The sequence below is a fragment of the Tenacibaculum profundi genome (assembly GCF_057162725.1).
Genome location: NZ_CM169894.1, coordinates 3,237,449 through 3,250,781, shown reverse-complemented (window position 1 = coordinate 3,250,781; position 13,333 = coordinate 3,237,449). Strand labels below are relative to the sequence as shown.

Sequence of the window (13,333 nt, the reverse complement as noted above, 5' to 3'; positions counted from 1 at the left end):
TATAAATTAAAGATTAATCTTTAATTTTTAAATTAAAAATTCAAACAAATTTGGCTTATCGTTTAAATATTCTCCATAAAAGTTTCGTTTTTTCATTCTTTCTATTAGAGGATTTAAATCTTCTATTTTTTCCAGCTCAACCCCAACAACAGCAGGACCATTTTCTCTATTTGTTTTTTTAGAATACTCAAAAAAAGTTATATCATCATTTTCCCCTAAAACATCCATTACAAACTCCTTTAGAGCCCCTGCCCTTTGGGGAAATCTTATTATGAAATAGTGTTTCAACCCTTTAAATAATAAAGCCCGCTCTTTAATTTCAGCGGTACGTGTGATGTCATTATTACTACCACTTATCAAGCAAACTACATTTTTACCTTTAATTTTATCTCGATACTGATCTAATGCCGCCAATGTCAAAGCTCCAGCCGGCTCAACTACAATAGCATCTTTATTATACATGTCTAAAATCGTTTGACACACCTTTCCTTCTGGAACAGTAATCATATCAGCCAAATTCTTTTTACAAATTTCATACGTAAGGTCTCCTACCTGTTGTACAGCAGCCCCATCTACAAATTTATCTATACTAGGTAATTTTATATTTTTACCTTTTCCTATAGCAGTTTTCATAGAAGGTGCTCCTTCTGGCTCCACACCAATTACTTTAGTGCCTGGCGACATTATTTTGAATACTGAAGAAAGTCCTGAAGCAAGCCCCCCTCCTCCAACTGGAACAAACACATAATCTATGAATTTTTCAAATTGGTCAATAATCTCAAGACCTACCGTTCCCTGCCCTTCAATTATCTTTTTATCATTAAATGGATGTACAAATGTTTTCCCCAAACTATCACTAACATATTTTGCTGCATTGTACGCATCGTCAAAAGTATCTCCAGACAACTGTATATCAACAAATTCACCTCCAAACATTTTAACCTGTTCAACTTTTTGTTTTGGTGTAGGTGCTGGCATAAAAATTGTTCCATAAATTTTCTTCTTACTGCACGCTAAAGCTACTCCTTGCGCATGATTTCCGGCACTAGCACATACGATACCATTTGATAACTCTTGTTTAGACAGGGAATTTATTTTATTGTATGCCCCCCTTATTTTATAAGACCTAACCTGTTGTAAATCTTCTCTCTTTAATAAAATATTTGCTTCATATTCTACAGAACAAGTATGATTCGGAAACAAAGGGGTAACAGCAACCACCTCTTTCAAGGTGATAGCTGCTTTCTGTATATCCTTTAACTTCGGGTAGTACGTTTTACTTTCTATATTCATTATTATGCCAGAACAGGTTTATCCACCTCTGTTTTTAGTGATTTCATAGCGGTCATGGCGGTACGTAAAACTTTTCCTGCTTCTTCTACAGGGTGGTTTCTGATAACATCATTAACTACAATTAACCTCTGATTATCAACTTCATTTGAATCACTAAATGACCTTCCGATAACATTCGTTGATATTCCTTTCATAAAATCTTCCAATAAAGGTCTACAAGCATGATCAAACAAATAACATCCATACTCAGCTGTATCAGAGATGATTCGATTCATTTCAAACAATTTCTTTCTTGCAATAGTATTCGCTATGAGGGGAGTTTCATGAAGTGATTCATAATAAGCAGAGGCTTCAATAATTCCGGCATCAGTCATCGTTTCAAAAGCTAATTCAACACCCGCTCTAACGAAAGCTACCAATAACACACCATGGTCAAAATATTCTTGCTCAGAAATTTCTTTACTTATTGGAGCCGTTTTTTCAAAAGCTGTTTCACCCGTTTCTGCCCTCCAATTCAACAAATTTTTATCTTCATTTGCCCAATCCTCCATCATTGTTTTAGAAAAATGACCAGACATAATATCATCCATATGTTTTTGAAACAATGGACGCATAATAACTTTTAATTCTTCTGACAAATCAAACGCTTTAATTTTTGCAGGATTTGATAACCTATCCATCATATTGGTAATACCACCATGTTTTAAAGCTTCTGTTATAGTTTCCCACCCATACTGTATCAATTTTGATGCATATGAAGGCTCTATTCCTTCTTCTACCATTTTATTGAAAGATAATATAGAACCTGTTTGCAAAACACCACAAAGAATTGTTTGTTCTCCCATTAAATCTGATTTTACCTCAGCAACAAAAGAAGACTCTAAAACCCCAGCTCTATGCCCTCCAGTTGCATAGGCATAAGCCTTGGCCTCTTCTAAACCTTTACTCTTCGGATCATTTTCTGGGTGTACAGCTATTAGTGTAGGCACACCAAAACCTCTCTTATATTCTTCTCTAACTTCTGAGCCTGGGCATTTAGGAGCCACCATTATTACCGTTATATCTTTTCTTACCTGCATCCCTTCCTCAACCACATTAAAGCCATGAGAATAAGCTAGTGTTGAACCTTCTTTCATTAAAGGCATCACTTCATTTACAACTTTTGTATGTTGTTTATCTGGGGTTAAATTACACACCAAATCTGCTGTTGGAATTAGCTCATCATAAGTTCCGACTTCAAACCCATTATCAATTGCATTTTTATAAGATTGACGTTTTTCTTTAATAGCCGATTCACGCAACGAGTAAGAAACATTAAGACCAGAATCCCTCATGTTTAGCCCTTGATTCAGACCTTGCGCCCCACATCCAACAATCACCACTTTTGCCCCTTTCAAAGCATTTATTCCACCTTCAAATTCAGAAGACTTCATGAATCTGCACTTTCCTAGTTGAGCCAGTTGCTCTCTTAATGACAATTGATTAAAATAATTTTTCATTTTTTATATATAGTTAATGTTGGTTATTATTGCCATGTTTTTAACATTTTAGAAACTGGCATTGCTGTTTTTGTTATTGCTATTCTTCCCGATCTAACAAATTGCATTATTCCATGCTTATCTAATATATGATAGAGTTCTTCTACCTCCTCTTTAGATCCTGATTTTTCGAGAACAAAAAACTCTTTATTTATATTAATTACTTTTGATTTGCTTCCGTTAATAACTTTTTGAATTTCATCGTTACTTGTTAACAAATCTGTACGTAATTTAAAAAGGCAAGATTCTTGATAAATGGTTTCATCATCATTATGATAATAAGCCTTTATGACCTCTACTTGCTTTTCAATTTGACCGATTATCTTCTTTACTTGATCTTCAGTTAGCTTTACCAGTAAAGTAAACCTTGAAACACTTTTAATCTCTGACTTAGAAACATTTACACTCTCAATGTTAATATGTCTTCTTTGAAATATTGAAGAAATTCTATTTAACAACCCTACATTATTTTCTGTATAGATTGATATAGTATACGTTTGCTTATTTTCCATAATTATTCTAATCTTATTTCTGAAACAGATGAACCTGTTGGTATCATTGGAAATACATTATCTTCTTTTTCGACACAGACCTCTAAAAAGTATGCTTCTTTTGATTGCATCATCTCCTTAACTGCTGCTTTCAAATTTTCTCTTTTAGTAACCTTGGTAGCCTCTATTTGATATCCTTTCGCTATAGTTATAAAATCAGGATTAACCATTTCTGTTGACGCATACCGTTTATCAAAAAATAATTGTTGCCATTGACGTACCATTCCTAAAAACTCATTATTTAGCACTACAATTTTCACTGCCGCTCTTGTCTGTAAGATAGTACCTAACTCTTGTATCGTCATTTGATACCCTCCATCACCTATAACAGCAACAACTTCTCTTTCTGGCGCTCCCATTTTTGCTCCTATTGCTGCCGGTAAAGCAAACCCCATCGTTCCTAAACCTCCTGATGTAATATTACTCTTAGATTGATTAAACTCAGCATATCTACAAGCAAACATTTGATGTTGCCCGACATCAGATACGATAATCGCATTGCCCCCAGAAGCGTTATTTATCTCTTTCATAACCTCTCCCATGGTTAAACCGTCTTTTTCTGGGTATAAAACATCTTTGATAACCTTGTCAAACTCGACCTTATCATGATTCCTAAACTCTTTCAACCATTCCTCATGAGAATTTGAATTAATAAATGGCATAATTTGCAACAAACTTTCCTTTGCATCTCCTAGAACAGCAACGTCAGTTTTCACATTTTTATCAATTTCAGCAGGATCTATCTCAAAATGAATTATTTTAGCTTGTTTAGCGTATCTACTTAAATCCCCCGTTACACGATCATCAAAACGCATTCCTACAGCTATTAAGACATCGCATTCATTCGTTAATACATTTGGTCCATAATTACCATGCATTCCAACCATACCCACATTTAATTTATGAGAGGTAGGTAAAGCAGACAACCCTAAAATTGTCCAAGCAGATGGCAAACCTGCCTTTTCAATGAAATCTTTAAACTCTTCCTCAGCTTCACCTAAAATAACCCCTTGCCCAAATACAACCATTGGTTTTTTTGCTGTATTAATTAAAGATGCCGCTTCCTTTAGTGACTCTTCTACAACAACTGTCTTAGGCACATAACTTCTAACAGAAGTACATAATTTGTAATCGAATTCAAATTCTTCAAATTGCGCATTTTTTGTAATATCAACTAATACAGGACCTGGTCTCCCAGATTTGGCAATATAAAATGCTTTTGCCATTATTTCCGGAATTTCAGAAGCTTTTGTTATTTGATAATTCCATTTTGTTACTGGCGTAGAAATACCAACGATATCAGTTTCCTGAAAAGCATCAGTTCCCAATAAATGTTCAGCCACTTGACCAGTTATGCAAACCATTGGTGTTGAATCAATTTGAGCATCTGCTATTCCCGTAATCAAATTTGTTGCTCCTGGTCCTGATGTAGCAATAGCTACTCCGACCTTACCTGAAGCTCGTGCATAACCTTGAGCAGCATGTGTAGCGCCTTGCTCATGACGAGTTAAGACGTGATGTATTTTATCTTGATACTTATAAAACTCATCATAAACAGGCATAATTGCTCCACCCGGATAACCATAAAGAACTTCCACTCCTTCTGCCAACAAAGATTTTATAACTGCCTCAGCTCCGGTAATAGTCTCTTTTACCTTTGTAGTGTCTTGCATCTTTTCTTGTGTTTTTGTTGCCATCTTAATTTATTTTTTCACTAACATTCTCCTTATCTAAAATTCATCCGTTACACATCCTTTTGATGCAGATGAAACTGTTTTTGCATATTTATACAAGACTCCTCGATTCACTTTCAAAGGAGGAACTTCCCATCTACTTTTTCTCTCCTTTAACTCCTCTTCTGAAACCTCTAAATTAATCGTATTATCCTCTGCATTAAGAGAGATAATATCACCATCTTTAACCAAAGCAATAACACCGCCTTCTTGAGCCTCTGGTGTAATATGTCCAACAACAAAACCATGAGTTCCTCCCGAAAAACGACCATCAGTAATCAATGCAACGTCCTTTCCTAAGCCTGCTCCCATAATAGCTGCCGTGGGCTTTAACATTTCTGGCATACCTGGTCCTCCCTTTGGTCCCTCATAACGGATTACCACAACATCACCTTTCTCAACCAAACCATCTCTAATACCATCATTAGCATCATACTCCCCCTCAAACACCTTAGCTTTTCCTCTAAAAAACAATCCTTCTTTCCCTGTAATCTTTGCTACAGACCCTTCTTTGGCTAAATTCCCATATAACATTCTTAAATGCCCAGTCTTTTTTATTGGAGACTCGACAGCTTTTATAACTTCTTGTCCTTTTAATAAACTTGGAACACTCTTTAAATTCTCTGCCAATGTTTTTCCTGTAACAGTCAAACAATCACCATGAAGTAAATCTTTCTCTAATAAGTACTTAAGTACAGCAGGAATTCCTCCAACACGATGAACATCTTCCATTAAGAACTTACCGCTAGGCTTTAAATCTGCTAAAAAAGGGGTTGTATCTGAAATTCTTTGAAAATCCTCTAGTGTAAATTTCACATTTGCTGCTTTTGCTATCGCTAAAAAATGTAATACCGCATTAGTAGAACCTCCCATTACAGTAACCAATCGTACTGCATTTTCAAGAGATTTTTTAGTAACAATGTCAGATGGTTTAATATCTTTTTCTAATAAAATCCGTAGCGCTTCACCTGCCCTTACACTTTCTGATTTCTTATCCTCGCTTATTGCCGGATTTGAGGAATTATAAGGTAAACTCATCCCTAATGCTTCAATTGCTGACGCCATGGTATTTGCTGTATACATACCTCCGCATGCTCCTGCTCCTGGACAAGCTTTTTCAATAACATTTTGATATTGTTTATTATCAATTTTACCTGCAACTTTTTCTCCCCATGCCTCAAATGCAGAAACTACATCTAGCTTTTTACCGTCATGACACCCCGATTCGATAGTTCCTCCATACACTAAAACAGAAGGCCTATTTAAACGCAGCATAGCCATCAATGCACCTGGCATATTTTTATCACAGCCTACCACTGTTACTAAGCCATCATAAGACATCGCCTGAACAACAGTTTCCATTGAATCTGCAATTACATCTCTTGATGGTAAAGAAAAACGCATTCCTGGTGTCCCCATTGATATTCCATCTGAAACTCCAATTGTATTGAATATTAACCCTACTAAATCTTCGTTATTCGTTCCCTTCTTTACTAATTTTGCCAAATCATTTAAATGCATATTACAAGGGTTTCCTTCATACCCTGTACTTGCGATTCCAATGAATGGCTTTTTTAAATCTTCATTATTTAACCCAATTGCGTGTAACATTGCCTGTGCTGCTGGTTGGGTATCATCTTGAGTTACTCTTTTGCTAAATTTATTTAACTCCATTTGTTAGTTTGTTAAGCATTTTTCACGAAGTCCTAACACTTCTTGTTTATATAGTTTCATTAATTTATATCCATAAGACTCTTCCCATTTAACAGGAAATTCATATTCATCTATTGATTTCAGACCTACAACTTCAGCAGCTGTCCCTGTAAAAAAAGCATTATCCGCCTGCTTTAACTCATCAAGAGTAAAGTGCCTTTCGTGCACAGGAATCCCTTCCTCCTTGCATATATCAATAATAGTAGATCTTGTTATTCCTGCCATTATATGCCCTTTGGGCGGTGTATAAATCACTCCAGTTCTTTCCATAAAGATATTAGCACCCGAGCACTCAGCTACATTATTATTCATATCTAAGAGTAAAGCCTCGTCAAAACCTGCTTTTTTTACTTCATTACTTGCTAAAATAGAATTGATATAGTGACCTGTAACTTTAGCCTCTACAAAGCATGATTTTGGATTTGGTCTCTGAAACCTTGAGGTTTTAACCCTTAAAAGACTGTCTCCCATTAACTTTTCCCACTCCCAACATTGAATAATCAAATCAGATCCTTTTGCTGAAAAAACTCCCATATTTTCACCTGCTAATACAATAGGCCTTATATAGGCATCCGACAGATTATTTAATTTTAATAATTTATAGGTAATATCCGTAAGTTCTTGAATAGAATAATCAAAATCAATATCCATGACCTTAACACCAAATTTTAATCTTTCGTAATGTTGATCTGATTTATAAATTTTTGTTCCCATTGAGGTACTGTAAGATCGAATACCCTCAAAAACACCATTACCATAATGTAATGTTTGACCATAGGTACTAGTAGAAACCTCTTTCGCCTTAACGAACTTTCCATTGTAAAAGATTATAGATTCATCTGTGTAATACATACCTTGCTTTTTGAATTTTTCGAAATTATTTTAATATTCCATTACTTTAATTCTTTCATATATAATTTAAATGATTTTCAGCCATACAGAAAAACACCTAAAAGACTAAAAAACAACAATTTAACTCAAAAACATAAATGATGGTCATATATCAAAAAAAAGCCTGAATCATTTTAATTGACACAGGCTTTTGAAATATCATAAGTTATCTGTATCAACCCATCTGCAAGTTAATATTGACGATAATTATGATATTTATAATGTTAAAATATTGACTCATTTTAGCTTTAATTAAAAAAGGCCTCCAAAATTTGGAAGCCTTTCAATATATTTTTTATAAACAAACGCCTCCTTATCAACAAAGTGAAATAATCACAATGATAATGACAATTGAAACTATATTTATTATATTTTTACTCATTATGTTGCAAATATCTCTTTTTTTTTCAAACAACACAAATTATTTTTAACTTAATAAAAATTTTTTATTTTATTTCTTAAAAATTACAATTGAATCTTATTTTTCACTTCCTTATTTTAATTATTAAAATATTTTTTCTAAATTTGCAATCTTATGCAAGAAAACAAATTATATAATATCATACCCAGTTTGTTAGTGCGGTGTTTTTCACTACGCTAACCACTTCTTTTTATCACTGAGTATTTATATAATTTAATTTTCAAATTTTGAAATCAACTTTTTATCTTTTTATCATAGTCAATCAAGTTGTCATACTAGATAACTTCATTACTTATTCTTCTTTATCAATGCGACCTCGCCCGTAAGGGTGATACTCAATTTATTGAGCTAAGGTGTGTCCGGCTCTTCTCTCAACAAAATCAATTTAATAAACAAGTAAGAATCAATAATTTTCAATTATAAATACACCAATGAAAATTGTTATTGCAAATTCATCGCATAGCCCATATGCTTCGATTATTTGTAGCACTATTGAAAAGGCTGCTCAAAAAAGAGGGACAGGAATTGCTAAGCGCGATCATAATTACATAATTTCTAAAATAAAACAAAGTAATGCTGTAATTGCTTTAGACAACGAAAAGTTTGCAGGCTTTTGTTACATAGAATCTTGGGAACATGGAAAATTTGTGGCAAACTCAGGACTTATTGTACATCCTTCCTACAGAGGCATTGGATTGGCTAAGCAAATTAAAAAACAAATTTTTGAACTATCAAGAACCAAGTTTCCAAAAGCAAAAATTTTCAGTATTACTACCGGTTTACCAGTTATCAAAATGAATAGCGAACTAGGCTATCAACCTGTTACATTTAGTGAGCTAACCGATGATAATTCTTTCTGGAAAGGCTGTAAAACCTGTGTAAATTATGATATCTTACAAAGAACCAATAGAACAATGTGCTTATGTACAGGAATGCTCTACGATCCTAAAACTACACAGTTGAAAAATAAGGAAGAAAAAGAAATGGAAATAACCTAATAAAATTAGAAAAAACAGTTACAAATGGAAAAATTAGTTATTGCATATAGTGGAGGGTTAGACACCTCATACTGTGCTGTTAGCCTTGCAAAACAAGGATATGAAATTCACGCTGTAAGCGTAAATACTGGCGGATTTTCTCAAGAAGAAATTAAGAAAATTGAGAAAAACGCCTACACTATGGGTGTTTCCACTTACAAAAACATTAATGCTATTAATAATTTCTACGAAAAAGTAGTTAAGTATTTGGTCTTTGGAAATGTATTAAAAAATAACACCTATCCTCTTTCTGTAAGTGCCGAAAGAATTATTCAAGCCATTGAAATTATTACCTATGCAAAAAAGATCGGCGCCAAATATATCGCTCATGGTAGCACAGGTGCAGGTAATGATCAGGTACGATTTGATATGATTTTTCAAACCATTGCTCCTGAAATTAACATTATTACTCCAATTAGAGATTTAAAACTTTCTAGACAAGAAGAAATTGATTATTTAAGAACTAATGGTATTAATCTATCTTGGGAAAAGGCAAAATATTCAGTAAATAAAGGCCTTTGGGGAACTAGTATAGGTGGTGATGAAACTTTAACATCAAAAAAGCCTTTACCCGAACATGCCTATCCTTCTCAAATTACGAAAACTGAACATCAAAATATAAAAATAAGCTTTGCAAAGGGTGAAGTAACCGCAATTAATGGTATTAAAAATCAACCTATCATCAACATCGAAAAACTTAATTCAATTGCCTCCAAATATGGTATTGGAAGAGATATTCATGTAGGAGATACTATTATTGGAATGAAAGGAAGAGTTGGATTTGAAGCTGCTGCTGCAATAATAATAATAAAAGCACACCACCTACTTGAAAAACACACGCTTACAAAGTGGCAGTTGCAACACAAAGAATATCTAGCTAATTTTTACGGAATGCATCTGCATGAGGGACTATATTTAGATCCAGTAATGAGAGATATTGAATCCTTTTTCGAGAGCAGTCAGTCTAAAGTAACGGGAGATGTTTATATTTCTCTAATGCCCTACCATTTCTCTTTAAATGGTATTGAATCTCCTCATGACCTGATGGACGTAAGATTTGGAAGTTACGGAGAGGTAAATAAGGATTGGACAGCTGAAGAAGCTAAAGGTTTTATTAAACTTTTTGGAAATCAAAATAAAATATACCAACAAGTAAATCAACTGTCATAAAACCTTTAAAAAATATTAAAAACATGATACAGGTAGGAATCATAGGGGGGGCTGGATATACAGCTGGAGAGTTAATTAGATTGTTATTACAACATCCTGAAGCAGTTATTAATTTCGTTTACAGTACATCAAACGCAGGAAACAAAATATCACATATCCATCAAGATCTAGAAGGAAGTACTGAAATTCGATTCACGAAAGAGATCAATCAAAACGTTGATCTATTGTTTTTGTGTTTAGGTCATGGAAACTCAAACAAGTTTTTAACTAAAACTTGTTTTTCCTCAAATACTAAAATCATTGATTTAAGCAATGATTTTAGATTGGAAAAAGATCATATATACAAAGACAAAACATTTGTTTATGGATTACCTGAATTTCAAAAAGAAGTTATTAAAAACAGTAAGTATATAGCAAACCCTGGTTGCTTTGCTACAGCTATTCAGTTAGCATTATTACCTATAGCAAATGCAAAAAAAATAAAAAATGATATTCATATTAACGCAGTTACCGGTGCTACAGGAGCAGGGACCTCATTGTCATCAACTACCCATTTTACTTGGAGAGATAATAATTTTTCTTATTACAAGCCTTTCACACATCAGCATATAGGAGAAATAAGGCAAACCATAGAAAACTTACAATCTAACATTAAAGCTGATATTCTGTTTTTACCTAACAGAGGGAATTTTTCAAGAGGAATTTTCGTTTCATTATACACTGATTTTGACGGGAGTTTCGAGGAAGCTAAAAAACTTTATACTTCGTTTTATAAAAATACTCCTTTTACACACGTATCTGAAACGCCAGTTCATTTAAAACAAGTTATAAACACAAATAAATGTCTGATACATATTCACAAACACGATAACAAGATTTTAATAACAAGTGTGATTGATAATCTTTTAAAAGGAGCTTCCGGTCAAGCCATCCAAAATATGAATCTACTTTTTAATCTACCAGAAGAAACTGGACTAAAGTTAAAAGCAAGTTATTTCTAAACAAAAAAACAATAAACCAAAATCAAACTAAACATATACCAATGAAAATAGCCATTATAGGAACAGGAAACTTAGGCAAGTCAATAGCTAAAGGATTAATACAAAATAACGCATTCACAAGTCTTTATTTAACGAAAAGAAATTTAGACGAATTAGATATATTTAATAAGAATAAAAATGTTTTTTTAAGTACTAGCAATGCAGAAGCCGTAAAACAATCAGAAGTACTCATCTTTGCTGTTCAACCAAGGCATCTAGAAAAAATACTTCTAGATATCAAACCAATACTCACTGATAAACATATTATAATTTCAACCATTACTGGCTTTTCAATAGCGAAAATTGAAGCTACCATTGGTAAAAACAATAATATTCTTCGAGCTATGCCCAATACAGCTATTGCTGTAGGAAAATCCATGACCTCCATTTGCAGCAATGCTTATGCCAACGGACATGTAAAAATAGCTACTTCAATTTTCAATGTATTAGGAAACACTTTAGTGATCCCTGAAAATCAAATGCAAGCAGCAACCGTAGTATGCGCTAGTGGAATTGCTTTTTGGATGCGTTTAATACGAGCCACAACACAAGCAGCTATACAACTTGGTTTTGATGCTAAAGAAGCCCAAGAATTAGCCATGTTTACCTGCGAAGGAGCCGCCAATCTTTTAATAACAACTAAAAATCATCCAGAAGAAGAAATAGATAAAGTTACCACTCCAAAGGGCTGTACTATTGAGGGACTAAATGAAATGGAACATAAAGGCTTAAGCGCAGCTTTAATTCAAGGAATGGTAGCCTCATTCAATAAAATTAATACGATAAAAAAAGAACAAATATGAGTTTGTTTAATGTATACCCCCTGTTTAATGTGACTCCTGTTAAAGGGAAAGACGTTTTTATTTACGATATTAATGATACAAAATATTTAGATTTGTATGGAGGGCATGCTGTAATTTCAATTGGTCATGCACATCCAACCTATACAAGGGCAATTTCCAATCAAGTAAATACTATTGGTTTTTACAGCAACTCTATTCAAAATCCTTTACAATCAAAACTTGCTAAGGAAATCACAACAATTTCTAACTGTAAAGACTATCAACTATTTTTATGCAATTCAGGAGCAGAAGCTAATGAAAATGCCTTGAAATTAGCTTCTTTTTATACTGGAAAAAAGAAAGTTATTGCTTTTAAAAACTCCTTTCACGGAAGAACTTCAGCAGCGGTAGTTGCAACAGACAATCCAAAGATAATTGCCCCTATAAATAGGCAACAAGAAGTTATCTTTTTAGAATTTGAGGACTTAGATGGTGTAGAAAAAGCCTTACAGAATAATGACGTATGCGCTATCATCATTGAAACCATTCAAGGTGTTGGTGGTTTAAATGAAGCTTCAACTTCATTTTATAAGGGCTTGGAGAAATTAAGTAAAAAATACAATACTTTACTAATTATGGATGAAATTCAATCAGGGTTTGGAAGAACAGGAGATTTTTTTGCCTATCAAAAGCATAATGTTTCGCCTGATATTATTTCTATGGCGAAAGGAATGGGAAACGGGTTTCCTATCGGTGGTATTTTAATTCATCCAAAAATCGAAGCCTCTTTTGGCCTTCTTGGAACTACTTTTGGAGGCAATCACCTCGCCTGCGCAGCATCACTAGCTGTTATTAATGTTTTACAAAAAGAAGATTTAATGACTAATGTTAAAACAGCATCAAAATACTTTATCAAAAAATTGAATGAAATTCCTGAGGTAAATTCCATAAAAGGTAGAGGTCTCATGCTAGGAATAGAGTTTTCATTCCCTGTAAATTCTATCAGAAAATCTTTGATATTGAACGAACATATTTTCACTGGAAATTCAAAAAACCCAAACCTTTTAAGATTACTTCCTTCACTAACAATACAAAAAAAACATATTGATGTTTTTATTAATGCTCTAAAAAGAACCATAAGTACAAAACAAAAAATTAATTAAC

At 33.5% G+C, this 13,333-nt stretch carries 11 protein-coding genes; 5 read left to right on the top strand and 6 right to left on the bottom strand.

Annotation, left to right across the window (positions count from 1 at the left end; genetic code table 11):
- Positions 1-27: 27 nt before the first annotated feature.
- Genes ilvA through ilvE form a run of 6 tightly spaced genes read right to left on the bottom strand, consistent with a single transcriptional unit; the run spans position 28 to position 7,680 of the window.
- Positions 28-1,293 (bottom strand): threonine ammonia-lyase IlvA, encoded by a 1,266-nt coding sequence (ilvA, locus tag AC2GW8_RS13145; protein ID WP_440880332.1) that lies wholly within the window; start codon positions 1,291-1,293, stop codon positions 28-30.
- Between the two features lie 2 nt (positions 1,294-1,295).
- Entirely contained in the window at positions 1,296-2,792 is a 1,497-nt protein-coding gene (gene ilvC / locus AC2GW8_RS13140; RefSeq protein WP_440880331.1) for a ketol-acid reductoisomerase, read from the bottom strand.
- A 26-nt stretch (positions 2,793-2,818) separates the two neighbouring features.
- Positions 2,819-3,343 carry an acetolactate synthase small subunit gene (gene ilvN / locus AC2GW8_RS13135; protein ID WP_440880330.1) on the bottom strand — a complete coding sequence of 175 codons (525 nt, stop codon included), beginning with the start codon at positions 3,341-3,343 and terminating at the stop codon, positions 2,819-2,821.
- 2 nt (positions 3,344-3,345) lie between these two features.
- Complete coding sequence (gene ilvB / locus AC2GW8_RS13130; RefSeq protein WP_440880329.1) at positions 3,346-5,079, bottom strand: biosynthetic-type acetolactate synthase large subunit; 1,734 nt, start codon at positions 5,077-5,079, stop codon at positions 3,346-3,348.
- 33 nt (positions 5,080-5,112) lie between these two features.
- Positions 5,113-6,789, bottom strand: coding sequence for a dihydroxy-acid dehydratase (gene ilvD, locus AC2GW8_RS13125; RefSeq protein WP_440880328.1), 1,677 nt, complete (start codon positions 6,787-6,789; stop codon positions 5,113-5,115).
- A 3-nt stretch (positions 6,790-6,792) separates the two neighbouring features.
- Complete coding sequence (ilvE, locus tag AC2GW8_RS13120; RefSeq protein WP_440880327.1) at positions 6,793-7,680, bottom strand: branched-chain-amino-acid transaminase; 888 nt, start codon at positions 7,678-7,680, stop codon at positions 6,793-6,795.
- Positions 7,681-8,571: 891 nt separating this feature from the next.
- Between ilvE and AC2GW8_RS13115 the strand changes: the two genes are divergently transcribed.
- The 5 genes from AC2GW8_RS13115 to AC2GW8_RS13095 are packed head-to-tail and all read left to right on the top strand — an operon-like array spanning position 8,572 to position 13,332.
- Complete coding sequence (locus AC2GW8_RS13115; protein ID WP_440880326.1) at positions 8,572-9,138, top strand: GNAT family N-acetyltransferase; 567 nt, start codon at positions 8,572-8,574, stop codon at positions 9,136-9,138.
- A 24-nt stretch (positions 9,139-9,162) separates the two neighbouring features.
- The gene (locus AC2GW8_RS13110) at positions 9,163-10,347 is read left to right on the top strand and encodes an argininosuccinate synthase (RefSeq protein ID WP_440880325.1); all 1,185 of its coding nucleotides are present in this window, start codon (positions 9,163-9,165) and stop codon (positions 10,345-10,347) included.
- Between the two features lie 23 nt (positions 10,348-10,370).
- On the top strand, positions 10,371-11,348 hold the full coding sequence (gene argC, locus AC2GW8_RS13105) for an N-acetyl-gamma-glutamyl-phosphate reductase (RefSeq protein WP_440880324.1): 978 nt from the start codon (positions 10,371-10,373) through the stop codon (positions 11,346-11,348).
- Positions 11,349-11,389: 41 nt separating this feature from the next.
- Entirely contained in the window at positions 11,390-12,190 is an 801-nt protein-coding gene (gene proC, locus AC2GW8_RS13100; RefSeq protein WP_440880323.1) for a pyrroline-5-carboxylate reductase, read from the top strand.
- Positions 12,187-13,332, top strand: coding sequence for an aspartate aminotransferase family protein (locus AC2GW8_RS13095; protein WP_440880322.1), 1,146 nt, complete (start codon positions 12,187-12,189; stop codon positions 13,330-13,332). The genes proC and AC2GW8_RS13095 overlap by 4 nt, the downstream gene beginning before the upstream one ends.
- Position 13,333: the final 1 nt, after the last annotated feature.

Coding starts and splice junctions, on each gene's coding strand:
- argC (WP_440880324.1), top strand. CDS start 10,371: ATGATACAGGTAGGAATCATAGGGGGGGCTGGATATACAGCTGGAGAG.
- ilvB (WP_440880329.1), bottom strand. CDS start 5,079: ATGGCAACAAAAACACAAGAAAAGATGCAAGACACTACAAAGGTAAAA.
- AC2GW8_RS13115 (WP_440880326.1), top strand. CDS start 8,572: ATGAAAATTGTTATTGCAAATTCATCGCATAGCCCATATGCTTCGATT.
- ilvE (WP_440880327.1), bottom strand. CDS start 7,680: ATGTATTACACAGATGAATCTATAATCTTTTACAATGGAAAGTTCGTT.
- ilvN (WP_440880330.1), bottom strand. CDS start 3,343: ATGGAAAATAAGCAAACGTATACTATATCAATCTATACAGAAAATAAT.
- ilvA (WP_440880332.1), bottom strand. CDS start 1,293: ATGAATATAGAAAGTAAAACGTACTACCCGAAGTTAAAGGATATACAG.
- ilvC (WP_440880331.1), bottom strand. CDS start 2,792: ATGAAAAATTATTTTAATCAATTGTCATTAAGAGAGCAACTGGCTCAA.
- AC2GW8_RS13095 (WP_440880322.1), top strand. CDS start 12,187: ATGAGTTTGTTTAATGTATACCCCCTGTTTAATGTGACTCCTGTTAAA.
- AC2GW8_RS13110 (WP_440880325.1), top strand. CDS start 9,163: ATGGAAAAATTAGTTATTGCATATAGTGGAGGGTTAGACACCTCATAC.
- proC (WP_440880323.1), top strand. CDS start 11,390: ATGAAAATAGCCATTATAGGAACAGGAAACTTAGGCAAGTCAATAGCT.
- ilvD (WP_440880328.1), bottom strand. CDS start 6,789: ATGGAGTTAAATAAATTTAGCAAAAGAGTAACTCAAGATGATACCCAA.